This window comes from Saccharibacillus sp. JS10 (genome assembly GCF_024436065.1).
In the GTDB taxonomy this organism is placed as follows: domain Bacteria; phylum Bacillota; class Bacilli; order Paenibacillales; family Paenibacillaceae; genus Saccharibacillus.
Genome location: NZ_JANFNS010000008.1, coordinates 45,080 through 69,058, shown reverse-complemented (window position 1 = coordinate 69,058; position 23,979 = coordinate 45,080). Strand labels below are relative to the sequence as shown.

The following is a 23,979-nucleotide window of genomic DNA, read 5'->3' as shown; positions in this document are numbered from 1 at the left end:
TTCATGGGTAAAAATGTGTTATTGACCGGCGGCGCAGGATTTATCGGACGCTGGGTAGCGAAGAGATTGCTCGATGAAGGCCATAATGTCTGGATTCTGGATGATCTCTCCAATGGCCGAGAAAGCAACCTAGCAGAATTTATGGACCATACAGGATTGAAAGCTTTCGTCAGAGGTACCATTTTGGATGAAAAGCTATTGGCTGAGTTATTCGCCGAGTATCGTTTCGATATCTGCTACCACCTCGGTGCTTCGATTAATGTACAGGATTCGATCGATGATCCGCGTACGACTTTCAATAACGATACGATCGGCACGTTTTACATCCTTGAACAATGCAAAAAGTATCAGACAAAAGTGGTATTCATGAGCACTTGCATGGTTTATGACCGCTGCACGGATGCAGCCGGAATTGATGAAACGCATCCGACCAAGCCGGCTTCTCCGTATGCAGGAGCTAAAATCGGCGCGGAGAATATGGTGCTTTCGTATTATCACGCTTACGGATTGCCTACTGTCGTCATTCGCCCGTTCAATACGTATGGACCTTTCCAGAAGACCGGCGGAGAAGGCGGCGTAGTCGCGATTTTCCTTAAAAATGAGCTTGAAGGAAAAACGCTGAACATTTATGGGGAAGGTACGCAGACGCGAGATTTGTTGTACGTAGAAGATTGCGCGCGTTTTGTCGTAGAAGCTGGATTTAGTGACGCTGTGAACGGAGAAATCGTCAATGCGGGATTAGGCCGAGATATTGCGGTTAATGACTTGGCTTTATTGATTGCAGGCGACTCTTCGAAAATCAAGCATGTCGAGCATATTCACCCACAGAGCGAAATTCAAAAATTGCTATGCAATTCATCTAAAGCTAAGCAATTGTTGAATTGGGAACCGAATGTTTCGTTGGAGGAAGGGATTTCGCGAACAAAAGCATGGATTGCAGAGGGAGGGTTGGCCTAAGCCAACCTTTTTGCTGAACAAGGAGGGCGTCAATTGAGCGAGCATGGGAAAAGGGACACATTACTGCCTTATGGAAAGCAGTGGCTGGATGAAGCAGATATCGAAGCTGTTGTGCAAGTTCTAAAAGGTGACTTCATTACGCAAGGTCCTGCTATCGAGATGTTTGAGCAAAAAGTAGCTGATTATGTAGGAACTTGTTACGGTGTTGCTTTTTCAAACGGTACAGCAGCGCTACATGGGGCTTGCTTTGCAGCTGGAATCGAAGCTGGGGATGAAGTCATTACGACGCCTCTGACTTTTCTTGCAAGCAGCAACTGTGTGCTTTATCAAGGCGGAACTCCTGTTTTCGCAGATATCGATCCGGTAACTTATAATATCGACCCGAAGCAGATTGAGGAGAAGTTGACTCCGCAAACTACAGCTATTATCGCAGTCGATTTCAGCGGACAACCCGCAGAAATGGATCGAATTCAAGCGATTGCTCGTCAACATAGTCTCATCACGATTGAAGATGCTGCACACTCGCTTGGAGCGGATTATCAAGGTCGAAAAGTTGGCATTTGGGCAGATATGACGATGTTCAGCTTTCATCCTGTAAAGCATATTACAACAGGAGAAGGCGGAATGATTGTGACGAACGATGAAGCTTTCTATCGCAAATTGTTGCGTTTTCGCAGTCATGGCATGACGCGCGATCCGCAAGAACTTACACGAAACGAAGGACCTTGGTATTACGAAATGCAAGAACTTGGCTATAACTATCGAATGACAGACATTCAGGCAGCGCTTGGCATTTCGCAGATGGACAAATTAGACAGGTTTATTGCTCGGCGTCGTGAATTAGTAGAGATCTATAATCGCGAACTTGCTGATATACCCGGATTGGTTTTGCCTAAGCAACATGCTGAAGCAAATTCAAGCTGGCATTTGTATGTTGTACGCTTTTTACCAGAGCATTTCCAATATTCGAGAAAAGAAATTTTCGAGCAGTTAAGAGCCTGGAATATTGGAGTGAATGTGCACTATATCCCCGTATATTTGCAGCCTTATTATGAAGACTTAGGCTATAAAAAAGGTCTTTGCCCGAATGCGGAAAAATACTACGAATCTTGCATTACGCTTCCTCTATTTCCAGGAATGAAAGACGAAGACGTCTTGTATGTAGTTCGTGCAATTAAAGAATTAGCTTGATTGTAGCAAAGTACATTAATTCACGAATTTTGATGAAATTATTCTTTAGCCTGTTATTGGAATATAATTGCATGAAATCATTTCAAATTCCAATTGACACCACAGAATATACGGTGGTATAGTCGAGGGGTACAATCGTACTTATTTATCTGATAACGAAGGGAATGTTCGTGCATGCAAGGTAAAGTAAAATGGTTTAACGCAGAAAAAGGTTACGGTTTCCTTGAGACAGACGAAGGCGGCGACGTGTTCGTTCACTTCTCCGCGATCCAAATCGATGGATTCAAAACGCTGGAAGAAGGCCAAGCTGTTGAGTTTGATATCGTTGAAGGCGCTCGCGGACCGCAAGCATCTAACGTTACTCCTCTGTAAGCTGTCATAGCCGTATGCCTGACCTACATAGATAATGATTTATGCTGGTTAGAGTTACACATGGCTCACTCGAAAGACCCTGCACCTAGGGTCTTTTTTGTTTGACCTACATAACATCATCGAAAATCAACCGTTTTCTTCTTCCAGTTTTCGGTTAAAATAAAGAAATAGCGAGTAGTCTATAATCTCGATCTGAGACTTGCAGACTAAATTGCTTATGAAGCGTTAACATCGTTTTTACTCGGCGTTAACACTGTGCTATAATGGCGATATAAGGAGGAGTGCCCTATGGATTTTGCGATTCGAGGACAACACATTGAAGTAACTGACGCTCTGAAAGATTACATCGATAAGAGACTCAGCCGACTTGAGAAGTACTTCGATATTCCCCCGGCTACAGAAGGGGCAGTTACACTCAGCGTAACTCGAGGTATTCACAAGGTGGAGGTAACAATCCCTCTTCCAGGTGGCGTATTCCTTCGTGCGGAAGACCGGAGCGACGATATGTACACGTCGATCGATTCCGTACTCTCGAAACTGGAACGTCAGATTCGTAAACACAAAACTAAAATGAACCGCAGATTCCGTCAAGACGAAAGCCTCAAAGGTCTTTTCGTAGACGAAGGTGTGAACGCTTCGGTTTCTCCATCTACGGATGAAGAAGAAGACGAACTCCAAGTCGTGCGGAACAAACGATTCCTGCTCAAACCGATGGATGTGGAAGAAGCAATCTTGCAAATGAACATGATTGGACACAACTTCTTCGTATTCTCCAACATTGAGTCCGAGACGGTTAACGTCGTATATCGTCGTAACGACGGCAAATATGGCCTAATCGAACAGGAATAACGGCTCATTTCACAAAAAAATCATGAATTTTGAAGAAAAAAGAGTCTTATCCGCATCGGATAAGGCTCTTTCTGCGTATATAATAAAGGAAGAACTTTTACGGTTCCAAGCTGGGCGGGCTTTTGCGCGGTTGCCCGTGTTCGCTCAAGCTGGTACAATTTAGGCAAACCATCCGTTTTGCACGAAAGGGGCACAACATGTTAGGACTAGTTAAAAAAATCTTCGGGGATATGAACGAACGTGACGTCAAAAAGTTCATGCGTACCGTTGAAGTCATCAATAAAATGGAACCTGATTTTGAAAAACTCACAGACGAGCAGCTTAAAAATAAGACGGTTGAATTCCGTGAGCGTTTGAGCAAAGGCGAAACGCTGGACGATCTTCTTCCGGAAGCTTTCGCGACAACGCGCGAAGCCGCTAAGCGCACACTCGGCATGCGTCATTACGATGTACAATTAGTCGGAGGCATGGCCCTGCATAACGGTCGAATCGCGGAAATGAGAACCGGCGAAGGTAAAACGCTTGTAGGTACACTTCCCGTTTATCTCAACGCTTTGGCAGGACAAGGCGCGCACGTCGTTACCGTCAACGATTATTTGGCACAACGTGACAGCGAGGAAATGGCACAAGTGTACAATTTCCTCGGTATGACTGTAGGTGTCAACCTCAGTGGTATGGAGCACGCGCAAAAGCAAGAAGCCTACAACTGCGATATCACGTACGGTACGAATAACGAGTATGGCTTCGACTATCTGCGTGACAACATGGTGCTGTACAAAGAACAAATGGTTCAGCGTCCGCTGTACTTCTGTATCATCGACGAAGTAGACTCTATCTTGGTCGATGAAGCTCGTACGCCGCTGATCATTTCGGGTCAAGCGCAAAAATCGACAGAACTCTACTTCCTAGCAGACCGTTTCGTAAAACGTCTGCAAGCCGAAGAAGATTACACCGTTGATATTAAAATTAAATCCGTAGCGCTGTCTGACAAAGGTGCGGCAAAAGCAGAACGCGACTTCGGTATCGATAACTTGTACGACCAAAGCCATGTCACGCTCAACCACCATATCGTTCAAGCGCTTAAAGCGAATGTGATTATGCGCCGCGACGTCGATTATGTTGTCGTTGAAGACGAAGTAGTGATTGTCGACGAATTTACAGGTCGTCTGATGGCAGGACGTCGTTACAGCGACGGTCTGCACCAAGCGATTGAAGCTAAAGAAGCGATTACCGTACAAAACGAGAGCATGACGCTTGCAACGATTACGTTCCAAAACTATTTCCGGATGTATCGCAAACTTGCGGGTATGACGGGTACAGCGAAAACGGAAGAAGAAGAATTCAAAAAGATCTATGGTCTTGAAGTTCTTCAAGTTCCAACCAACCGTCCGAACCAACGTACCGATTCTCCCGATGTCGTATACAAAAGCGTAGCAAGCAAATTCCGCGCCGTAGTTGCCGAGATCGAAGAGCGTCATGCTAAAAACCAGCCAATCCTGGTGGGTACCGTATCGATCGAAAACTCGGAAGTATTGTCGGAAATGCTGAAGAAAAAAGGCATTCGTCACCAAGTCTTGAACGCGAAATATCATGCTGAAGAAGCAGAGATCATTTCGAGTGCCGGTCAAGCGGGTTCGGTTACGATCGCAACGAATATGGCGGGCCGTGGTACAGACATCAAGCTTGGCGAAGGCGTGCATGAAGTAGGCGGGCTGCATATCATCGGTACAGAGCGTCACGAATCGCGTCGTATCGATAATCAGCTTCGTGGTCGTGCAGGTCGTCAAGGCGATCCGGGTTCGACGCAATTCTACTTGTCGCTTGGCGATGAATTGATGAAGCGTTTCGGTGCGGACAACGTACTGAACATGATGGAGCGTCTTGGTTTTGAAGAGGATCAACCGATCGAAAGCCGTATGATTTCACGTGCGGTAGAATCGGCGCAAAAACGTGTAGAAGGCAACAACTTCGATACACGTAAAATCGTTCTTCAATATGATGACGTGATGAACCAACAGCGCGGAGTCATCTACAAGCAGCGTCAGGAATTGTTGGAATCGGAAAACGTTAAGCAAATCGTACTGGATATGATTCGCTCTACAGTAGAACGGATCGTCGAAGCTCATACAGGCGACGATATTCCGGAAAACTGGGAACTGCAAGAAGTTGCCGATTATATCAATGCCAAACTGCTTGAAGAAGGCGAAATCACTCGCGATGAACTATGGGGAAAAGAAGCCGAAGAAATTACGGAATATCTGTACAACAAAGTTCAACAGCGTTATGACGAGCGTGAAGCTTCGCTTGGCGAAGAAATGGTTCGTGAATTCGAGAAAGTTATCGCGCTTCGTGCGGTCGATCGCAAATGGATGGATCATATCGATGCGATGGATCAACTTCGTCAAGGTATCCACTTGCGTGCTTACGGCGGTACAGATCCGCTTCGCGAGTACCAATTCGAAGGTTACGAAATGTTCAATCAGATGATCGCGAGCATCCAAGAAGAGGTTGCGACGTATATTATGAAAGCTCGCGTCGAATCAAATCAGCAGCGTGAAGCGGTTATCGATGAAAATAAAATCAGCACCAATAGCCCAACGCCAGACAAAAAGGCTTCCCGCAAAGAACGCCGCGCTCAGCGTTAATTCATAGCGGCTGTGTTTTCAAAAAAGGTATAACAACGGCTCGATTCCTTCTGGGATCGAGCCGAAGGGCTGTTTATAGGGACTCTAATGTAAGGCGAGATCAGGTTTTAAGATTATAGAAGAGGTGAACAGATATGATCGATCCATCAGTCAAGCAAGATCTGCGCGAAATGGCGCAGAAATTAACCAACCTTAGGGGGTCTCTTTGACTTAGATCTCAAGCAAGAAATGATTTCTAACTTCGAAGAGAAAATGTCGGCTCCTGATTTTTGGGACGATAACGATAAAGCACAAGCATTAATCGCAGAGATGAACGCGGTTAAAGGTTCTGTCGATCAATATAGCAAGCTTCAGCAAGATTACGACGATTCTTCGCTCATGATTGAACTTGCCGATGAAGAAGGCGATGAAGAAATGGCGGCGGAAGTAGCCGGGAATATTCAAGACCTTGTAAATCGGATCAACGAGTTCGAGCTTCAACTGCTTCTTAATGAGCCTTACGATAAATTGAACGCTATTTTGGAGCTTCATCCAGGTGCAGGCGGCACCGAGTCACAAGACTGGGGACAAATGCTGCTTCGGATGTATACGCGCTGGGCAGAAAAGCGCGGCTTCAAAGTCGAAACGCTGGATTATCTGCCAGGCGACGAAGCCGGGATCAAAAGTGTAACGCTGCTAATCAAAGGCTATAATGCTTACGGCTATCTAAAAGCAGAAAAAGGCGTACATCGTTTGGTGCGTATTTCGCCGTTTGACTCGTCAGGCAGACGCCATACGTCGTTCGTATCGTGCGACGTCGTACCCGAAATCGATGATACGATCGATATCGAAATCCGTACGGAAGATTTGAAAATCGATACGTACCGTGCAAGCGGCGCCGGCGGTCAGCACATCAATACGACCGACTCGGCAGTACGGATTACTCACCTTCCAACCGGTGTTGTCGTAACGTGTCAAAATGAACGCTCGCAGATCAAAAACCGTGAGCGTGCGATGACCATGCTTCGTTCGAAACTGTATGAGCGTAGGATTGAAGAGCAAAAGCAAGAATTAGCGGAAATTCGCGGGGAACAATCGGAGATCGGTTGGGGCAGCCAAATCCGTTCTTATGTCTTCCATCCATACAGCATGGTTAAAGACCATCGTACAACGCACGAAACGGGTAATATCGGAGCAGTGATGGACGGCGATTTAGACGGATTTGTCGATGCTTATCTGCGTAGCCAATTGAAGATCGAAACGGAGTAAGCACCGCGATGAAAACAAGCAAAAGCGGCAGAAAGCCGTTAATCCCGATTCACGGTGTTCAGCGTAATATTCTCGATACCCTTTTAATTGTGGTCGGGGCTTTTATTACCGCGCTCGCGTTCAATCTGTTTTTACTTCCCAATCAGATTGCATCCGGCGGTGTATCGGGATTATCGATCATTATCAAAGCTTGGTTCGGATTCGAACCCGCGTTTACGCAGTGGATATTCAATATCCCGCTCTTTATCGCAGGTGTTATTTTTTTAGGCAGACAATACGGCGCACGTACGCTGATCGGAACGATCTGTTTGCCGCTATTCATTTACATCACACGCGATTGGCCAGTCTCGACAACGAATCCGTTACTCGGTTCGCTATATGGCGGTATCGGCGTAGGGTTGGGGCTTGGGCTAGTCTTTCGCGGGCGCGGGTCGACCGGCGGATTATCTATCGTGGCGCATCTGGTACAAAAGTTCAGCGGGCTTAGTTTATCGCTTTGTGTGATGTTGGTCGATGGCTCCGTCATTTTACTCGCTGGATTCACATTGTCGCTGGAAAATGCGTTATATGCTCTGATCGGCCTGTATGTTACGGGTAAAGTAATCGATGCTGTTGAGATGGGACTTGGGTATACCAAAGTCGCATACATCATTACCGATCGACGTGAAGAACTGACTCAGGTTATTCTCAAAGATTTGGATCGGGGTCTGACGGAACTTGAAGGACGTGGCGGGTATACGGGGGAATCGCGTCCGGTTCTTATGGTCGTAATCGGTCAAAGCGAAACCAGTCGATTAAAAACATTGGTACGTTCAGTCGATCCCGAAGCATTTGTCGTGATTAGCAACGCGCAAGAAGTGTTAGGTAAAGGATTTAAAGTTCAATTATAATTGTGCAAGCCAAAAAGCTGCTTATCCAAGATCGGAACTTGGAGAGCAGCTTTTTTATTTTCATATATTTAAAAAGTCGATTAAGAATTTAAGTTGTTCTCCAAACGTTGTACTTCGGTGATATCAAGACCTGCTAAACGAGCGGTTTGTTCTACACTCATCCCTTCTTGTAATAGGTTACGTGCAATATCTAATCGTGCCTCTGTTTCACCTTCTGTACGTCCTTGGCGCCGCATTTCATAATATTCATCACGCAAAGCTTTGGTTAAATTCGAAATCATTTGATCTGCTCCTTTCGGATCTTGATATTCATCGAGAATATGACCAATCTGCTGAGTTTCTTTGGGATTCATCATTTTAAACCAAGATTTAAATAATTGAAAAAGTTCGGGGTTTAGATTTTTGAGCATCTGACTTGATTTCCTCAATTGATTTGTAAAAGGCACAGCTCCCGGGTTTTGTTCTACAAGAAAGATAAGCCCAAGTAAACTCTGCATATCTTCCAAATGCTTGGCATCCAGTCTTTTGACATCAATCAGAATATAACGGAAGTTAAGCAATTCTTCGCCAAAGTATTGCTGACCTTGCAGCATCTCACGAAAGGAAGAGACAGTTGTCCACGATGCAGTTCCATTGTATAAAACGATCGGAATGATCGCAGGCAGGCGGTAACTTTTGCGACGTTTTTCCGAAGCTGGCGTATGATGCTGAATATCTCGCCAAATCTCGGTCATATACGTCAATAAACGATGCGGCATTTGAAAGTCAACTCTCGATTGAAATTCTAACACCATATAAAAATAAAATTCTTGTCCATGCAGCTTTGCCCGGTAAACAAGGTCGGCTTCTTTTTCTTTATAATCGCTCAAAATGTAAGACTTGTCGACCCTAATCAAGTTTTCGGCAGATAGCTGGTTTACCCAGTCCCCAGGGACAAAATGATGCAGTAACTCAGCGAATAAAGGACGGTTGGACAATAACACTTTATAGGCTTTGTCATGAGGATGGTGTAACGGTTTTTGCAAATTAGGCGGCATACGTAATCTTCTCCTTTAGCCGAATATAAAAGTGATAGAAGATCGCGCCTAGTTCGAATGTGCGAAGGATCTTGGATGAAACTATACTAACTGATTAGACGCTGAAAACGCAAACATATGTTCCTTTTATAACAATATAAATCTTTCTCTCCCACCGAATGTAAACTTTTGAGTGAAAGGTTGTATTTATATGACTCGGAACGTATAATAATACATATTATTTCGAAAAAAGATGCATAAAAAATTCGGAAAACGGTATGAACGGAGGTTAGGGAGTATGGACAACGTGACAATCAAAGCGGCAATTGTCGGAGCGACCGGCTATGGAGGTGCAGAACTGCTGCGTTTGCTGCATCATCATCCTTATGTAGAGGTTACTTGTGTATTATCGTCATCAAATAGCGGAACCCCGCTCAGTGCGAGCTTTCCGCATCTGACGAATATTATTGAGTTAGAGCTGTCAGCGATTGAACCGGCTGCGATCAAAGAAAAAGCGGATGTCGTCTTCCTAGCTACGCCAGCCGGTGTAAGTTCCGAATTGACGCCTAAGCTTGTGGAGCAAGGGCTAACCGTCATTGACTTGTCAGGCGATCTGCGTTTGAAAAACGGAGCCGTCTACGAACAATGGTATAAACGTGCTGCGGCGTCCAACGACATATTGGAGAAAGCCGTGTACGGGCTTAGCGAAATATACGGAGAAGCGGTAGCCAAGCAGACCGTTATCTCCAATCCCGGATGTTTCCCAACCGCGACGCTGTTAGGTCTGATCCCAGCGATCAAAGAAGGTTGGATCGATCCGTCAACGCTTATTATTGATGCCAAAACAGGCGTGTCTGGAGCGGGTCGCGGAACAGGGCTCGGCACGCATTATAGTGAAATCAACGAAAGTGTTAAAGCATACAAAGTGAATGCTCATCAGCATATCCCAGAGATCGAGCAAACGCTAAGCGATATTGCAGGGCAAGAAGTCGTTGTCACGTTCACGACGCACCTCATTCCGATGACTCGCGGGATTTTAAGTACGATGTATGCTTCGGTAAACGGATCGAAAAGCACGCAGGACTTTATTGATTTGTATCGAAACTTTTATAAAGGAAGATCGTTTGTCCGTGTTCGCGACGAAGGCATTTTGCCGGCGACCAAAGAAGTCTCAGGTTCGAATTACTGCGATCTTGGCTTTGCGGTAGATGAACGTACGGGGCGCGTGACGATCGTCTCGGCGATCGATAATATGGTCAAAGGCGCAGCAGGGCAAGCGATTCAAAATCTCAACTTGGCGATGGGCTGGGAAGAAACGACAGGGCTTCAGTTTATCCCCATGTATCCTTAAGCTTAGCTTTATTCAGCAGCTCAACAATGTATCCATGATTATATAAGCGAAAGGCGGAAGCGTCTCATGGCAGTTCCTTCTTATACGGTCGTCGAAGGCGGCTCGATTATTACCCCGCGCGGATTTCAAGCGGCAGGTCTGCATTGCGGACTGAAAAAAACAGAGCGTAACGATATTGGAGCGATTGTATGTGAAGTTCCCGCAGCAGCGGCGGCTGTGTATACCACAAATCTTTTTCAAGCAGCCCCGCTGCAAACGACACGCGAAAGTCTGGCAAATGGTATATTGCGCGCGGTTGTGGTCAACAGCGGTAATGCCAACGCCTGTACAGGTAAGCAAGGCGACGCAGACGCTTACGAAATGCGATCCCTTGCCGCGAGTAGTTTTGGCGTGGATGTGAATGATGTAGCCGTGGCTTCGACTGGCGTCATTGGCGAAAATTTGAAAATGGACTGCGTACGCGACGGAATAGCTAGATTATCGGGAGCGCTGACGACCGAAGCGGATGGCGGCGAACAGTTCAGCCAAGCGATTTTGACGACCGATCTTATCAAAAAGGAACTGTGCGTAAGCGTACAAATCGATGGAAAACCAGTCACGATCGCGGGAGCGGCAAAAGGTTCGGGTATGATTCATCCGAATATGGCGACGATGCTGGCTTTTGTCACGACAGATGCGAAGATCAGTAGCGAAGCGTTACATACGTTGCTGCGCCGGACAACCGAAGATACGTTTAACATGATTACCGTGGACGGAGATACAAGCACCAACGATATGCTGGTTGCGATGGCGAGTGGATTGTCTGAGCAAAGCCAAGAATTGAACGAACAACATCCGGATTGGCAAGCTTTCGCGGAAGGTTTTGCTGCGGTATGCGAACATTTGGCAAAAGCGATCTCGCGAGACGGCGAAGGCGCAACCAAGCTGGTCGAAGTCAAAGTGACAGGTGCAGCGCATATCGATTCGGCAAGAGCGATCGCGAAGACGGTCATCGGTTCAAGTCTGGTCAAAACAGCCGTGTACGGCGCCGATGCAAATTGGGGGCGTATTATCGCGGCAGTCGGCCGTGCAGGCGTTCCGGTCAATGTAGACACGGTAGATATCAAACTTGGAAACATTCCGGTATTGGCGGCTTCTCAGCCGATTCCTTTCGATGAAGACCAAGCTTTGGAGTATTTAAAAGGCGACGACGTATTGATTACGGTGGAGCTGAATATGGGTGCGGAGCAAGCGACAGCTTGGGGCTGCGATCTGACTTACGATTATGTGCGCATTAATGCGGCATACCGGACGTAACGGAGAAGGAGGAGACGAAGGTGACGGAATACATTCATGAAGTCAGCGGATCTTCCGCTTCGGCAGAGGGAGCGGTAAAAGCTTCATTCGTGATGAAATGCGGAGGTAGCACGCTCGCGGCGTTACCCGAAGCTTTTTTCAAAGATCTAGTGCAGCTACAGCAAAGCGGCATTAAACCGGTCATCGTACACGGCGGAGGCCCGGCGATCTCGGAAAACTTGGAGAAGCTCGGGATTCCGACAGAGTTCGTCAACGGATTGCGTCGCACGACCGAAGAAGTGCTGGACGTCGTAGAAATGGTGTTGGCAGGCACGATCAACAAATTGATTGTACGCCGCATTGAGTCCGCAGGCGGGCAAGCACTCGGTTTATCGGGTTCCGACGGTTCGCTGATTATTGCGCAGCCTGTTCCCAATGCCAACGAAGTGGGTCTGGTCGGTGACGTAACGCATGTCAAAGCCAGCCTGATTAACGGCGTGCTGGATCTGGGTTATATACCGATTATCGCGCCGCTTGGCGTGGATGAAGGTGGGCAACGTTACAATATCAACGCGGATACCGCAGCAGGAGCCGTCGCTTCATTCATCGGCGCTTCGCGTATGATTGTCGTGACAGACGTTCCAGGGATTTTGAAAAGTATCGATGGCGTCAAAACGGCGTTACCTTCGGTTTCTTTTGCCGATATTGAAGAAATGATCGCAAGCGGCGAAATCTACGGGGGGATGATCCCCAAAGTGCGCGCTGCGATGAAATGTATACACGGAGAAGTGCAAGAAGTCGTCATCGTAGACGGCAGCGAACCGAAAGTCTTGCCACGCTTGTTAGCCGGTGAATCGATCGGAACGGTCATTCGACGATAAAAGCAATAGAACTCGAACCTAACGTTCCGAGAGTCGTTCGTCTGTATTCGTTCGCTAATTCGAGAAAAAGGAAGGGGCGTGTAAGCATGATGCAAGAAGAAAGTGCTTTATTCCAAACGTATGCGAGAAACCCGTTAGCTCTTGTCAAAGGAGAAGGAAGCTGGCTCTGGGACGATCAAGGCAACAAATATCTCGACTTCATGAGCGGACTTGCCGTGACGAATCTGGGACATGCACCGAAAAAAGTATCCGAGAAGCTCAAAGAACAGATCGATACGCTGTGGCATACGTCGAATTTGTTCGTGATTCCCAAGCAAGAAGAAGCCGCGAAAAAAGTTGCCGAAGTGGCGCAAGCCGATGCGGTATTCTTCTGTAACAGTGGCGCGGAATCCAACGAAGCGGCAATCAAGCTGGCACGTCGCTATTTCCAAAAAGTCAAAGGCGAAGAACGTTACGAAATCATCACGCTAGGCAAATCGTTCCACGGGCGTACTCTTGCGACGCTGACGGCAACGGGCCAAGACAAAGTCAAAGAAGGTTTTTTGCCTCTTCCAGCTGGTTTTGTCACCGTGCCTCCGCATGATATTCAAGCGATCAAAGACGCAGTCAACGAACGTACCGCTGCCGTTATGATCGAGATGGTACAAGCCGAAGGCGGCGTATACCCGCTCGAGGCGGAGTATGCGAAGCAGATCGAACAACTTTGCCGCGACAAAGGCATTTTGCTGATCGTCGACGAAGTGCAGACCGGTATGGGACGCACAGGTGCTTGGTTCGCGCATCATCGTTACGGCATTAAGCCGGATATTTTCACCGTGGCAAAAGGGATTGCTTCGGGCTTCCCCGCAGGTGCGATGATCGGGCGCGCTTATCTCAAAGAAGCATTCACAGCGGGTAGCCATGCAACGACGTTCGGCGGTACGCCGCTTGCTTCGTCCGCGATTATCGCGACGATCGAAACGATGCAAGAAGACAATTTACCAGAAAGAGCCGCGCAAATCGGGGAACAATTGATGACGCAATTGCGCGATCGTCTGAGCGGCAATCCGTTCGTCAAAGAAGTACGCGGACTCGGTCTGTTAATCGGTATTGAATGTGAAGAACCGGTTGCCGATCTCGTAGCAGCAGGGCAAAAGCATGGTCTGCTATTCGTATCGGCTGGACCGAATGTCATTCGTTTACTGCCGAATTTGTACGTGACGGAAGAAGAAGTCAATCAAGCGGTTGATATTGTCGTATCGGTGATTGAAGAAAAAGTGCCGACACCAAGCCTATAATTGTTTTTACGATTTTCGAAGCGTTCGGCGAACCGGGCTGCGATTTCCGGTGCGCCTGCGCTTCTTTTTACGGATATATTTTATTCAAGGGGGTACAATCATGGATTTGACTCAACAGATACACGCAACATCGCTCAAAGGACGCGACCTTGTCGAGCTTACCGATTATACGACGGAAGAAATTCAGTATTTGCTCGATCTTGCGATTGAACTCAAACGCAAACAAAAATCAGGAGAAACCTTCCGCCCTCTCGCTGGAAAGACGCTGGGCATGATTTTTGAAAAGTCATCGACACGTACCCGCGTATCGTTCGAAGTCGGCATGTTCCAACTGGGCGGTCACGCTCTTTTCCTCAGCAAAAACGATATTCAGCTTGGACGCGGCGAAGCGATTCCGGATACGGCTGGCGTATTGTCGCGTTACTTGGACGGCATTATGATTCGGACGTTTGGACATGAAAATGTAACGGAGCTTGCGAAATACGCGGATATTCCGGTCATTAATGCACTCAGCGATCTCGGTCATCCTTGCCAAGTGCTTGCCGATCTGCAAACGATTCAAGAACATCGCGGCGCACTGCGTGGCAAAAAACTTGCCTATATCGGTGACGGTAACAATATGGCGCATTCGCTTTTACTCGGCGGCGTGAAAATGGGGATGGACGTGAGCATTGCCAGCCCGGAAGGTTATGAATCGGATGCCGATATCGTGCGTCAAGCGCATGAGATTGCAAATCAGACAGGTTCGAAAATTGCGATTGTGCGCGATGCGCGCGAAGCAATCGAAAATGCCGATGCGGTCTACACGGATGTATGGGCGAGCATGGGCTTTGAAGAAGAACAAAAAGTACGCGAGCTTGCGTTCAAAGATTATCAAGTGAACGAAGAACTGGTACAATATGCGAAAAGCGATTATCTATTTTTACATTGTCTTCCGGCGCATCGCGGCGAAGAAGTGAGTGCTGGCGTAATCGACGGCAAAAACAGTGTCATTTTCGACGAAGCGGAAAATCGTCTGCACGCGCAAAAAGCGGTTATGGCGACTTTAATGGCTTAACCTGTTATCTGTACAACTAAAAGAGCGGAGGAATTAAGACTTATGGCAAAAGAAAAAATCGTACTCGCGTATTCCGGTGGTCTGGATACATCGATCATTTTGAAATGGCTCAAAGAAACATATGACGCAGAAATTATCGCGTTCACAGCGGATATCGGACAAAAAGAAGAATTGGACGGTCTGGAAGAAAAAGCATTGGCAACCGGAGCTTCCAAGGTGTATATCGACGATCTGCAAGCCGAATTTGCTTCGGACTTTATTTTCCCGATGTTCCAATCCGGCGCCCTGTATGAAGGTCAATACCTGCTCGGTACAAGTATTGCGCGTCCTCTGATCGCAAAACGTATGGTCGAGATCGCACGCGCAGAAGGCGCTACGATGATCGCTCACGGCGCGACAGGCAAAGGGAATGACCAAGTTCGTTTTGAACTCGGCGTAGCCGCGCTGGCTCCAGATATTAAAGTCGTCGCTCCTTGGAGACTCGACACATTCCGCGATGCGTTCCCGGGACGTGCAGAAATGATCGAGTATGCCGAAAAACACGGTATTCCGGTTACGGCTTCTGCTGCAAAACCTTACTCGACCGACCGCAACTTGCTGCATATCAGCTATGAAAGCGGAGTGTTGGAAGATCCGTGGTTCGATCCAAGCGCACCGGAAAACAAAGAGATGTTCTTGCTCAGCGCCGATCCGGAAGATGCACCGAATGAGCCGGAAATGTTGGAAATCGAATTTGAAAAAGGCAACGCGGTCGCTCTGAACGGCGAAAAGTTGAGCCCGCTTCAAGTGATGGATAAATTGAACGAACTCGGCGGCAAACATGGTATCGGACGCGTCGATATGGTCGAGAACCGTTTTGTCGGCATGAAAAGCCGCGGCGTCTACGAGACTCCAGGCGGTACGATCTTGTTCACCGCTCACCGCAAAATGGAGTCGCTGACCATGGACCGCGAAGTCATGAACTTGCGCGATTCGCTGTTGACTCGCTACAGCACGCTCGTATACAACGGATTCTGGTTCGCGCCTGAGCGCCTTGCTTTGCAGGCTCTCGTAACGGAAAGTCAGAAAAACGTAACCGGTACCGTTCGCGTGAAATTATACAAAGGCAATGTCATCGGCGCTGGCGTAAAAAGCCCAGTCAGCCTGTACAACCCAGACATCGCGACCATGGAAGCCGACCCAAGCCAAGCTTACGACCAAAACGACGCAACCGGCTTTATCAGCCTGAATGCTCTCCGACTCAAAGTGAGCAAAGGCGTCGAGCAAAACAACCAGTAAACTAAGTTCTTAGATCAAAAAGGATAAAAGAGTACAAGTAAAAAGGGCAGGGTTCCGGGGGGTTTCGTTTCGATCGCGTGTTGCCATTGGGAAGCTGGATTATATTTCAAGGAAGCTTCCCCATTGCAAAGGCGAACGCTAACTCTTCTCCACCGAAACTCCCCTCCACCCTTTGCTCTCCGCCTTTATAGGCGGCTAGGGAAGAATACCCGGCTTCTCACTCAAGCCGGGTATTCAGAGCCAGCCCTTGCCCTTGCGTAGCCAAAGATCGCCCTTCCGGACAGGACGTCGGTCGGTCGAACAGAGCCAACGAAGTGGCTCGCCTTCGACCCCGGGTCTTAGCCAGACAGTAGCCGCGCAGCGCTACGCTTCTGGCTCCGGGTCTTGGTCGAACAGAGCCGGCGAAGCGGCTCGCCTTCGACCCCCGTCTGGATAAGGCGGGCGAAGCCGCCTGCTTCCAGCCCATCTTGAAGTCCCGTGCGCGCGTCGCATCAGGCAGCGAACAGCTGCCCGCAACCACCGCCGACCGCGCCGCAAGTCAGCCGCGGCTCGCCAACGGCAGAGCAAGCGCGGCGGCAGTCACCACCACACGACCACCAAATAAAACCAACCTCCCAAAAACCGCGACCGCAAGCTCTGCCCTTTACAGGTGTCCAGAGGGCAGTCGCCCTTTGGAGCCCTCCCTCGGGGAGGGTTTGGGAGGGGAGGAGGAACAGATGAGCAAATTATGGGGAGGCCGCTTCACCAAACCGACTGACCGTTTGGTAGAAGAGTATACGGCTTCGATCAATTTCGATAAAGCACTGGCGCAAGAAGATATCCAAGGAAGTTTGGCACACGTCGCCATGCTTGGCAAATGCGGCATCATTCCGCAAAAAGACGCCGATACCATCGCAGAAGGTCTAATCAAAGTCTTGCACAAGATCGAAGCCGGGCAAGTGGAGTTTTCGGTGTCCGATGAAGATATTCATATGAATATCGAAAAGCATCTGATCCAAGAAGTCGGCCCTGTCGGCGGTAAGCTACATACCGGTCGCAGTCGGAACGATCAGGTCGCAACCGATATGCACCTTTATTTGCGCAGCCGCGTTGTTGAACTCACCGGGCTTGTCCAAGCGGTTCAACAAGCACTGATCGAACAAGCGAAGCAGCATACGGATACCATCATCCCGGGTTACACGCATCTGCAACGTGCACAGCCAATTTTGTTCGCGCATCATTTGCTTGCGTATGTCTCCATGTTCCAACGTGACGCCGAGCGTCTGATGGACAGCTATAAACGCATTAACGTGTTGCCGCTAGGCGCTGGCGCGCTTGCCGGAACGACATTCCCGATTGACCGTCATTTCGTGGCGGAGCAACTTGGATTCGACGGCGTATATGAGAACAGTCTGGATGCTGTCAGCGATCGCGACTTTATTTTAGAATTTTTGTCCGGCGCTTCGATCTTGATGATGCACATGTCGCGTCTTTGCGAAGAGTTGGTTCTATGGAGCAGCACAGAGTTCGGCTTTGTCGAATTGGATGATGCGTTCTGCACAGGCAGCAGCATTATGCCGCAGAAAAAAAATCCTGACGTTGCAGAGCTGGTTCGCGGCAAAACAGGCAGAGTGTACGGCAATCTGATGGGATTGCTGACCGTACTCAAATCGCTTCCGCTTGCGTATAACAAAGATATGCAAGAAGACAAAGAAGGCATGTTCGATACGGTAGCGACGCTTGACGGCGCGCTGCGTCTGTTCGCTCCGATGATCGCAACGATGCAAGTACGGACAGGACGTATGCGCGAAGCGGTGAACAAAGACTTTTCCAACGCGACCGATATTGCAGACTTCTTGGTTGGCAAAGGGCTTCCGTTCCGCGATGCACACGAAGTGATCGGCAAAACCGTCTTGTACTGCATCGAAAACGGCAAATATTTGCTGGATCTGACACTGGATGAATTCAAAACATTCTCCGATCTGTTCGACGATGAGATTTACGCTGTGCTTCAACCGGAAAACGTGGTGAACGCGCGTAATGTATACGGCGGTACGGCAAAACCTCAAGTTGAAGCTGCGATTGAACGCGCGGAAACGACGCTTGAACGTACGACAGAATGGTTGGACACACGTCTATAATCGATAAACAGAGGATGCGTAGCATTTACTCTCTAATCGAAATACCAAGAAACCGTATTTTTTATACAAAAATACGGTTTCTTTTTTTTGGTATCTTTCCTTTTGAAACCCTAAAGTTCTTTGCAGAAACTTAGGAATCGAGTAAAATGGTTAAAAAGCGGTCAGTTTATTCCTCACCGCTCAATTCGCATTGGTGCAGACTGTGAGGCATAACCGTACTCATGTTCAAAGAATTGTTTATCAATTTCACGATTTTAGCGACGTTTTTATTTTTCGGTAATATCTTTTTGAATCAGTTTCGTAAATCATCGTTGTCTGAACGTTCAAGCGCTTGGTTACCGTGGTTTACAGGAGTGATGATGGGGTTTGCTGGCATCTTACTGATGGAATTTTCATTCCCGGTTAGCGAACATTCGATTATCGATTTGCGGCAGACTGCGATTATTATCGCGGTTTATGTAGCAGGGATTCCTGGTGGGTTAGTGGCGAGCATTATGATTGCTTTATTTCGTTTCTTTTTCTTTGGGAATATCGGCTTGCCTTCCTATATCGGAGCTTTCAATGCGTTGGCGACTTTTGCGTTAGTGATTTTTATTATCAAAAAACTTCAATTGGAACCGAAAAGATGGGCAGCTGCTTTTGCCGTACAGTTGTTGTTATTGTCGGTCAGTTTGTATATTACGCTAGGTTCAGCTATGCTTCGCATTTTGCCGATCTATGGCATTATTATTGCAGGAACTGGACTATTTACGTTCTTGATGTTGCGACATCTTCGAAATTCGAACCAATTGTTTGCGTTTATGGAAGATGCAGCGCACCGCGATTTTTTGACTGGGCTATATAACCCGAGAGCTTTTCATCTGCTATATGATCGTCGGATTTGGGCTGCACAAAAAAATGGAGAAGAGTTTAGCTTGATATTGCTCGATATCGACCATTTCAAAAAAGTTAATGATACATACGGGCATCCCGCCGGGGATCTGGTGCTGAAGCAGCTGGGTAATATTTTGGCTTCTTGTACGCCGATAGATGGATATGCAGCTCGAAACGGAGGAGAAGAGTTCGCCATGGTGATTGACCGACGCGACGAAGAATCCTTGACGCGAATCACGGAGCGAATCCGAATCTCTGTAGAAAGCCATGATTTTATGTTAGAAGATGGGACTACGCTCAAGATCACTATTTCTCTAGGGTATGGCATATCGAGCTTTGGCTCGGTTAAAACCCTATTCCGACGTGTGGATGATGCGCTTTATCACGCGAAAAAAAGCGGCAGGAACCGTGTATGCAAAGCTGGCACCGAAATCGATCCTTCTCACGAAGTCGTCTAAATCTTATTGGATAGCGTCGTACAAAAGCCGCGTCTCCTAGGTTTAGGAAGCGCGGCTTTTTAATTTAGGCAAAGTAATATCTTTTTATTTTTTAGAGTCGTCCAGAGGCAGCCATTCCAGCACATTTTGAATCATCTTGTCCCAATAGCCCCATTCATGCTCGCCTGGGCCTTCTTCATACGTAAAGTCTAGCCCGCTGCTTTCTGCTGCTTTTTTGAACGTCAGATTGTCTTTGTACAAGAAATCTTCGGTACCGCAACATTGATACAGCTTCGGCTTCGGCGTACTTGATTTCGATACGCGATCCAGCAGATACAGCAAATCATCTTCGCTACCCCGTACTTTTTGCTCGCCGAAAATCGTATGTAACAACCCTGATCGCGGATTATCCGGATTTTCGACCATCGCTGCGATATCGACCGCTCCTGAAAGGCTAGCTCCCGCAGCAAACAGATCCGGTCTACGCAGTGCTAACTTGAATGCTCCATATCCACCCATGGATAACCCTGCCGCAAAGTTGTCTTCGCGCTCAGCAGACAGTGGGAAAAAGGAACGTGCCAATTCCGGCAATTCTTCGCTAATAAACTCCCAATATTTTTCGCCATATGCCATATCCGTATAGAAACTACGATGAACCTGCGGCATCACGATCGCGATTCCGTAAGCAGCCGCATAACGTTCGATCGAAGTTCGGCGTACCCAGATCGTATCGTCATCGGACAACCCGTGCAGCAAGTATAAAGTTTTATGAGGTCCCGGACGTTTCACATTGCTCAAACCGATTTGTGAACGTGTTTGTTGCGGCAAAATTACATTCATCGACGTACTCAGACCTAACGATTCGGAAAAAAAGTTACAAGACAACAAAGCCATGTAGTATGTACCTCCTTCAGATAAGAATCTCAAGTTTTAAAGAAAACGCTTTATTTTACTTGTTTATCATACCACTTTCGATCCATTTCTTGGGATCTTTTTTATAGGAAGAATCAGAGGGTCGAAAGACCTAAATAAACATTGCTCCTGCCCTCTGGCAAACCTATAATGAAAGAAGTAAAAAAGACCGATATATAAGCGAATGCCGCCTTGACGGAACGTTTTTTGGATTCATTTTGTAGGCGCGACGGAAGGAGGAGGCTTTTTTGTTGAAGAGATTCAGAAAGTTAAGAAAAGAAGAAGGATTTACATTGATTGAAGTGCTGGCTGCTATGCTGATTTTATCGATTGTCGCATTGGCGTTTACCGCTTATTTTGGCAATGCGTTGACGTTCGCAAAAAGCAATCAGAATCAGACGATTATGTCGAATCTGGCGCGGAACGCGCTTGTTTATATGCAGAAGCAAAACTTCACGGAATTGCAAGCTTATTTCAACTCGGGAAGTGCGACAATCGTCAAAGCAGGAAACGGTGCGACTTTACCTCGCGTTGGGATTACTCCGGAGACTTTTGCGAGTTGTGGAAGTACTTCAGAAGTGGGCATGTGCAAGTACCGTGATATTTTTATAAACAAAGATTTACAGCCAATGATGGCAGTATTGCAACCGACCGTAAATGGAATTCAGTACCGTGTTGTGATCGAATATCAGAAAGATTTGAATCGTTCTATAGATACGGGAGGGAATTTGTTGCTGCCGATCAGTGCGACGGTGACTTCGGTAACACCAGGTGCGGCAGGGCCAGGAGCCAATGGGGTGACGGTGGAGGGCTATGTTAATGCGCAATCGATTCGTTAAAGCTTTGAAACGTGAAGATGGAGTGACGCTCATCGAGTTACTTGCCGTGCTCGCATTGATGTCTATTATTTTAGGTGTGATCTCGACGACGATCTTTTTCGGATTTCGTAGTTATAATCAAGTCTCGGTCGAAAATCGGCTACGTGAAGAAAGCGATGTCGTCATGTCTTCGATTATTACGGAATTGTATGCTTTTGCACCGGATCGGGTATATCCGCTTGCGAATGGAACCGGATTTGAGATGTACCATGTCGATGAGCTAGGCAACCAACAAGAGTCCGATAAAGTGGCTGTTGTCATCGCATCGAACGGGCAATTAGAGATTCGGCGAAACACAGTCTTGAATAGTGCCAGCCCACCTGTTGATCCGTATCAAGCGACCCGAATTAGCAACGGTAGCATTATTCAGAATTTATCGTCGATTACGATCGAAGGTCAGACTGCTGGCGGGTTTAACTACTATACGACGGGATTGATCAATATCAATTTGGTCATGTCACTCGGTTCCGGTACCAAACAATCGCAGCTTCAACTGGAAAGCCGATTCGGTTTTTAAATGAAAAAAGGTAGAAAGGGGAACCGATGTGTATGAGACGTTTCCGTGGAGAAAAAGGTTCTGCGCTCGTCATGGTCATGTTCATGATGCTGATTTTGACGTTGCTCGGCGTGGCTGTATTAAGCGCAGCCGTAGGCGGGGCAAGACGTACGTTAACCCGGGAAAATGATATTCAAAGTCTACAACTGACGCAGAAGACGTTAGATGAATCGGTTGCTTTCATAGCTGAAAAGTTAGATGGAAAACAACTGAAAACAGATGCTTTAGGATCGACGCTGCAAGGCGTTTTGACTCAAATTCCGGCTTTGAATGCAAGTAATTCCACAACAGGAACAGGAGTCAAAACAGAGTTGGCGTTGGCTTCGACCCGATTGTTGTCTGCAACAAGCACGGAAGATTTTAAAAACGACGTGTTAAAAGGAAATGCTTCATATACGGTTACGTTAGTTGCTCAAAGTGAGATTAACGGCGTCACACGTACATTGAAACAAAACGTCAAAGTCAGTCTTTATCCCGAATTTTTGAACTATGCGTTCGGTTCTGAAAAAGATCTGATCCTTAATGGATCGCCTACGATCAAAGGGAATATCTACGCTGGAGACACCCTTCGAATTAGTAACGTTGCCAATTACAAATATCGTAATCAAGATTTGCAAAAGCCAAGTTTGTTCCCACGAATGAAAGAACGTGCCAATACGATACAACCTTCACAACCTCTGAAGCCTTTAGCTTTTGTACAGTCGCTCGATAACTTCGTTATTTCGGAAAACGGCTATACGCCAAGACCGGTTAACCGAGGAGCAGATGGTGCGCCGGTAAGCGGGGACATTACCGTCGCGAACGTGCGTAAAGCACTGGATATCGATCTTAGCCAAGTACGGATTCGCAACAATCAGCAGTTTATCAAAGTCGATGTCGATCAATCGTTCCGCGACAAGATCGGGCAAGCTTTGGGAATTAGCGATTCAGTTGCAATTCCGGATTATGCGGCATACTTGAACGCTGTTCCGGGTGCGCTAAAAATGCCGATCAAGCCTGTAGAACCGACTAAGCCAATTGATCCTTTATCTAGTGATAAAGCGATACAAGATCAGTATACGGCTGCTTTAAAAGTTTACGAGAAAGCTTATACCGATTATATTCAAGTTCAATTGCCTAATTATCAGACCGCTTTGAATAAGCTAACTCAAGCGCTCACCAATATGACAGGGACAGTAGTATTCAACGGCGATTTGAATGTAGATGGAGATTGGTTAAAAGGTCTGATTCAGACGCGTCGCGATGCTTCGTCTTGGCTGATCGTCAACGGCAATCTAAACGTCAACAATACGCTAGATAATGCGCCGCTTACGTTACAAGGCAGCATTTTAGTGACTGGAGCTGTAAATCTAGGCGGTAAAATCAATGTAGATTCGACTCTGCTGACATTAGGAAACACGAAGATCCAAGATGCTACCATTATCGGAATTGACGGAGCAGATGGAGTCAAAAAAGAAATCGTGTTGATTTCGAAAGGTCCGATTCTATTGAACCGAGTCGATGCCTTTAGTAAAGCGAATGTAGCACAGACTCTACGCGGATTTTTCTACACCGATGCGAAAGCCGAATTGTACGGTGTAGGTTCGAACTTCGATTTACAAGGTGGATTTTTTGCCAAAGATAACTTAACAGTCAATGCAGTAGTTGGAAATTCCACTGAAGATGCAACACGTCAAAATATTGTATTTGACGATCAAGTGCTATCAAAAACAAGTCGCTTCACTGTCGATTACAATGACAAAGTATTTGAAAGTCAGGGAATGGCACTTCCGCGAGTGGATCAAGTCAGTGTTAAAGCGGACAAAATTGAATTGCTTTCTGATTCACAAGTTGCAAGATGAATTTCATTAGATGATTAACACCAAAAGCCTCTACCGCTTATTCAGCAGTAGAGGCTTTTTTCGTGCTTATGAAGC

The 23,979-nt window shown here is 47.1% G+C and carries 20 protein-coding genes; 18 read left to right on the top strand and 2 right to left on the bottom strand.

The window, feature by feature from the left end; translation table 11 throughout:
* Nucleotides 1–3 precede the first annotated feature (3 nt).
* The 7 genes from NOM90_RS18190 to NOM90_RS18160 all read left to right on the top strand — a co-directional run bounded on the left by NOM90_RS18190 (nucleotide 4) and on the right by NOM90_RS18160 (nucleotide 8,152).
* A complete protein-coding gene (locus NOM90_RS18190) occupies nucleotides 4–957 on the top strand; it encodes a dTDP-glucose 4,6-dehydratase (RefSeq protein WP_255944035.1) in 954 nt (317 codons plus the stop codon).
* A 33-nt stretch (nucleotides 958–990) separates the two neighbouring features.
* On the top strand, nucleotides 991–2,148 hold the full coding sequence (gene pseC, locus NOM90_RS18185; protein WP_255944033.1) for a UDP-4-amino-4,6-dideoxy-N-acetyl-beta-L-altrosamine transaminase: 1,158 nt from the start codon (nucleotides 991–993) through the stop codon (nucleotides 2,146–2,148).
* Between the two features lie 174 nt (nucleotides 2,149–2,322).
* On the top strand, nucleotides 2,323–2,520 hold the full coding sequence (locus NOM90_RS18180; protein WP_255944032.1) for a cold-shock protein: 198 nt from the start codon (nucleotides 2,323–2,325) through the stop codon (nucleotides 2,518–2,520).
* A 288-nt stretch (nucleotides 2,521–2,808) separates the two neighbouring features.
* The gene (hpf, locus tag NOM90_RS18175; RefSeq protein WP_255944031.1) at nucleotides 2,809–3,369 is read left to right on the top strand and encodes a ribosome hibernation-promoting factor, HPF/YfiA family; all 561 of its coding nucleotides are present in this window, start codon (nucleotides 2,809–2,811) and stop codon (nucleotides 3,367–3,369) included.
* 197 nt (nucleotides 3,370–3,566) lie between these two features.
* Nucleotides 3,567–6,014, top strand: a complete 2,448-nt coding sequence (gene secA / locus NOM90_RS18170) for a preprotein translocase subunit SecA (RefSeq protein WP_255944029.1) — start codon at nucleotides 3,567–3,569, stop codon at nucleotides 6,012–6,014.
* 134 nt (nucleotides 6,015–6,148) lie between these two features.
* Nucleotides 6,149–7,262, top strand: a protein-coding gene (gene prfB / locus NOM90_RS18165) for a peptide chain release factor 2 (protein ID WP_255944027.1) whose coding sequence is annotated in 2 segments (ribosomal slippage) — nucleotides 6,149–6,220 and nucleotides 6,222–7,262 — 1,113 coding nt in all. Because the reading frame shifts where the segments join, the coding sequence is not laid out codon by codon here.
* A gap of 8 nt (nucleotides 7,263–7,270) precedes the next feature.
* Nucleotides 7,271–8,152 carry a YitT family protein gene (locus tag NOM90_RS18160; protein WP_255944025.1) on the top strand — a complete coding sequence of 294 codons (882 nt, stop codon included), beginning with the start codon at nucleotides 7,271–7,273 and terminating at the stop codon, nucleotides 8,150–8,152.
* 80 nt (nucleotides 8,153–8,232) lie between these two features.
* On the opposite strand, the gene NOM90_RS18155 is transcribed toward NOM90_RS18160, so the two are convergent.
* The gene (locus tag NOM90_RS18155; RefSeq protein WP_255944023.1) at nucleotides 8,233–9,189 is read right to left on the bottom strand and encodes an Rpn family recombination-promoting nuclease/putative transposase; all 957 of its coding nucleotides are present in this window, start codon (nucleotides 9,187–9,189) and stop codon (nucleotides 8,233–8,235) included.
* Nucleotides 9,190–9,466: 277 nt separating this feature from the next.
* Here NOM90_RS18155 and argC point away from each other — a divergent pair, with 277 nt between their 5' ends.
* From argC to NOM90_RS18115, 8 genes are all read left to right on the top strand, one after another.
* A complete protein-coding gene (argC, locus tag NOM90_RS18150; RefSeq protein WP_255944021.1) occupies nucleotides 9,467–10,519 on the top strand; it encodes an N-acetyl-gamma-glutamyl-phosphate reductase in 1,053 nt (350 codons plus the stop codon).
* Between the two features lie 66 nt (nucleotides 10,520–10,585).
* The gene (argJ, locus tag NOM90_RS18145; RefSeq protein WP_255944020.1) at nucleotides 10,586–11,815 is read left to right on the top strand and encodes a bifunctional glutamate N-acetyltransferase/amino-acid acetyltransferase ArgJ; all 1,230 of its coding nucleotides are present in this window, start codon (nucleotides 10,586–10,588) and stop codon (nucleotides 11,813–11,815) included.
* A 92-nt stretch (nucleotides 11,816–11,907) separates the two neighbouring features.
* A complete protein-coding gene (gene argB, locus NOM90_RS18140; RefSeq protein WP_255944088.1) occupies nucleotides 11,908–12,675 on the top strand; it encodes an acetylglutamate kinase in 768 nt (255 codons plus the stop codon).
* Between the two features lie 89 nt (nucleotides 12,676–12,764).
* Nucleotides 12,765–13,952 (top strand): aspartate aminotransferase family protein, encoded by a 1,188-nt coding sequence (locus tag NOM90_RS18135; RefSeq protein ID WP_255944086.1) that lies wholly within the window; start codon nucleotides 12,765–12,767, stop codon nucleotides 13,950–13,952.
* Between the two features lie 100 nt (nucleotides 13,953–14,052).
* Nucleotides 14,053–15,009, top strand: coding sequence for an ornithine carbamoyltransferase (argF, locus tag NOM90_RS18130; RefSeq protein ID WP_255944019.1), 957 nt, complete (start codon nucleotides 14,053–14,055; stop codon nucleotides 15,007–15,009).
* Nucleotides 15,010–15,051: 42 nt separating this feature from the next.
* On the top strand, nucleotides 15,052–16,287 hold the full coding sequence (locus NOM90_RS18125) for an argininosuccinate synthase (protein WP_255944018.1): 1,236 nt from the start codon (nucleotides 15,052–15,054) through the stop codon (nucleotides 16,285–16,287).
* A gap of 716 nt (nucleotides 16,288–17,003) precedes the next feature.
* Nucleotides 17,004–18,407 (top strand): argininosuccinate lyase, encoded by a 1,404-nt coding sequence (argH, locus tag NOM90_RS18120; protein WP_255944017.1) that lies wholly within the window; start codon nucleotides 17,004–17,006, stop codon nucleotides 18,405–18,407.
* Nucleotides 18,408–18,628: 221 nt separating this feature from the next.
* Nucleotides 18,629–19,738, top strand: a complete 1,110-nt coding sequence (locus NOM90_RS18115) for a diguanylate cyclase (protein ID WP_255944016.1) — start codon at nucleotides 18,629–18,631, stop codon at nucleotides 19,736–19,738.
* Nucleotides 19,739–19,822: 84 nt separating this feature from the next.
* Here NOM90_RS18115 and NOM90_RS18110 read toward each other — a convergent pair whose 3' ends face one another.
* Nucleotides 19,823–20,611 carry an alpha/beta hydrolase gene (locus NOM90_RS18110; protein WP_255944015.1) on the bottom strand — a complete coding sequence of 263 codons (789 nt, stop codon included), beginning with the start codon at nucleotides 20,609–20,611 and terminating at the stop codon, nucleotides 19,823–19,825.
* Nucleotides 20,612–20,880: 269 nt separating this feature from the next.
* Here NOM90_RS18110 and NOM90_RS18105 point away from each other — a divergent pair, with 269 nt between their 5' ends.
* Genes NOM90_RS18105 through NOM90_RS18095 form a run of 3 tightly spaced genes read left to right on the top strand, consistent with a single transcriptional unit; the run spans nucleotide 20,881 to nucleotide 23,904 of the window.
* Nucleotides 20,881–21,468, top strand: coding sequence for a prepilin-type N-terminal cleavage/methylation domain-containing protein (locus tag NOM90_RS18105; RefSeq protein WP_255944013.1), 588 nt, complete (start codon nucleotides 20,881–20,883; stop codon nucleotides 21,466–21,468).
* Nucleotides 21,449–22,024, top strand: coding sequence for a prepilin-type N-terminal cleavage/methylation domain-containing protein (locus tag NOM90_RS18100; RefSeq protein WP_255944011.1), 576 nt, complete (start codon nucleotides 21,449–21,451; stop codon nucleotides 22,022–22,024). The genes NOM90_RS18105 and NOM90_RS18100 overlap by 20 nt, the downstream gene beginning before the upstream one ends.
* Before the next feature lie 32 nt (nucleotides 22,025–22,056).
* Nucleotides 22,057–23,904 carry a hypothetical protein gene (locus tag NOM90_RS18095; RefSeq protein ID WP_255944010.1) on the top strand — a complete coding sequence of 616 codons (1,848 nt, stop codon included), beginning with the start codon at nucleotides 22,057–22,059 and terminating at the stop codon, nucleotides 23,902–23,904.
* The last annotated feature ends 75 nt before the right edge of the window (nucleotides 23,905–23,979 follow it).

What these genes read in the sequence shown, in the direction of transcription:
- NOM90_RS18190 (WP_255944035.1), top strand. Translation starts at nt 4, where the DNA reads ATGGGTAAAAATGTGTTATTGACCGGCGGCGCAGGATTTATCGGACGC.
- NOM90_RS18180 (WP_255944032.1), top strand. Translation starts at nt 2,323, where the DNA reads ATGCAAGGTAAAGTAAAATGGTTTAACGCAGAAAAAGGTTACGGTTTC.
- hpf (WP_255944031.1), top strand. Translation starts at nt 2,809, where the DNA reads ATGGATTTTGCGATTCGAGGACAACACATTGAAGTAACTGACGCTCTG.
- secA (WP_255944029.1), top strand. Translation starts at nt 3,567, where the DNA reads ATGTTAGGACTAGTTAAAAAAATCTTCGGGGATATGAACGAACGTGAC.
- NOM90_RS18160 (WP_255944025.1), top strand. Translation starts at nt 7,271, where the DNA reads ATGAAAACAAGCAAAAGCGGCAGAAAGCCGTTAATCCCGATTCACGGT.
- NOM90_RS18155 (WP_255944023.1), bottom strand. Translation starts at nt 9,189, where the DNA reads ATGCCGCCTAATTTGCAAAAACCGTTACACCATCCTCATGACAAAGCC.
- argC (WP_255944021.1), top strand. Translation starts at nt 9,467, where the DNA reads ATGGACAACGTGACAATCAAAGCGGCAATTGTCGGAGCGACCGGCTAT.
- argJ (WP_255944020.1), top strand. Translation starts at nt 10,586, where the DNA reads ATGGCAGTTCCTTCTTATACGGTCGTCGAAGGCGGCTCGATTATTACC.
- argB (WP_255944088.1), top strand. Translation starts at nt 11,908, where the DNA reads ATGAAATGCGGAGGTAGCACGCTCGCGGCGTTACCCGAAGCTTTTTTC.
- NOM90_RS18135 (WP_255944086.1), top strand. Translation starts at nt 12,765, where the DNA reads ATGCAAGAAGAAAGTGCTTTATTCCAAACGTATGCGAGAAACCCGTTA.
- argF (WP_255944019.1), top strand. Translation starts at nt 14,053, where the DNA reads ATGGATTTGACTCAACAGATACACGCAACATCGCTCAAAGGACGCGAC.
- NOM90_RS18125 (WP_255944018.1), top strand. Translation starts at nt 15,052, where the DNA reads ATGGCAAAAGAAAAAATCGTACTCGCGTATTCCGGTGGTCTGGATACA.
- argH (WP_255944017.1), top strand. Translation starts at nt 17,004, where the DNA reads ATGAGCAAATTATGGGGAGGCCGCTTCACCAAACCGACTGACCGTTTG.
- NOM90_RS18115 (WP_255944016.1), top strand. Translation starts at nt 18,629, where the DNA reads ATGTTCAAAGAATTGTTTATCAATTTCACGATTTTAGCGACGTTTTTA.
- NOM90_RS18110 (WP_255944015.1), bottom strand. Translation starts at nt 20,611, where the DNA reads ATGGCTTTGTTGTCTTGTAACTTTTTTTCCGAATCGTTAGGTCTGAGT.
- NOM90_RS18100 (WP_255944011.1), top strand. Translation starts at nt 21,449, where the DNA reads ATGCGCAATCGATTCGTTAAAGCTTTGAAACGTGAAGATGGAGTGACG.
- NOM90_RS18095 (WP_255944010.1), top strand. Translation starts at nt 22,057, where the DNA reads ATGAGACGTTTCCGTGGAGAAAAAGGTTCTGCGCTCGTCATGGTCATG.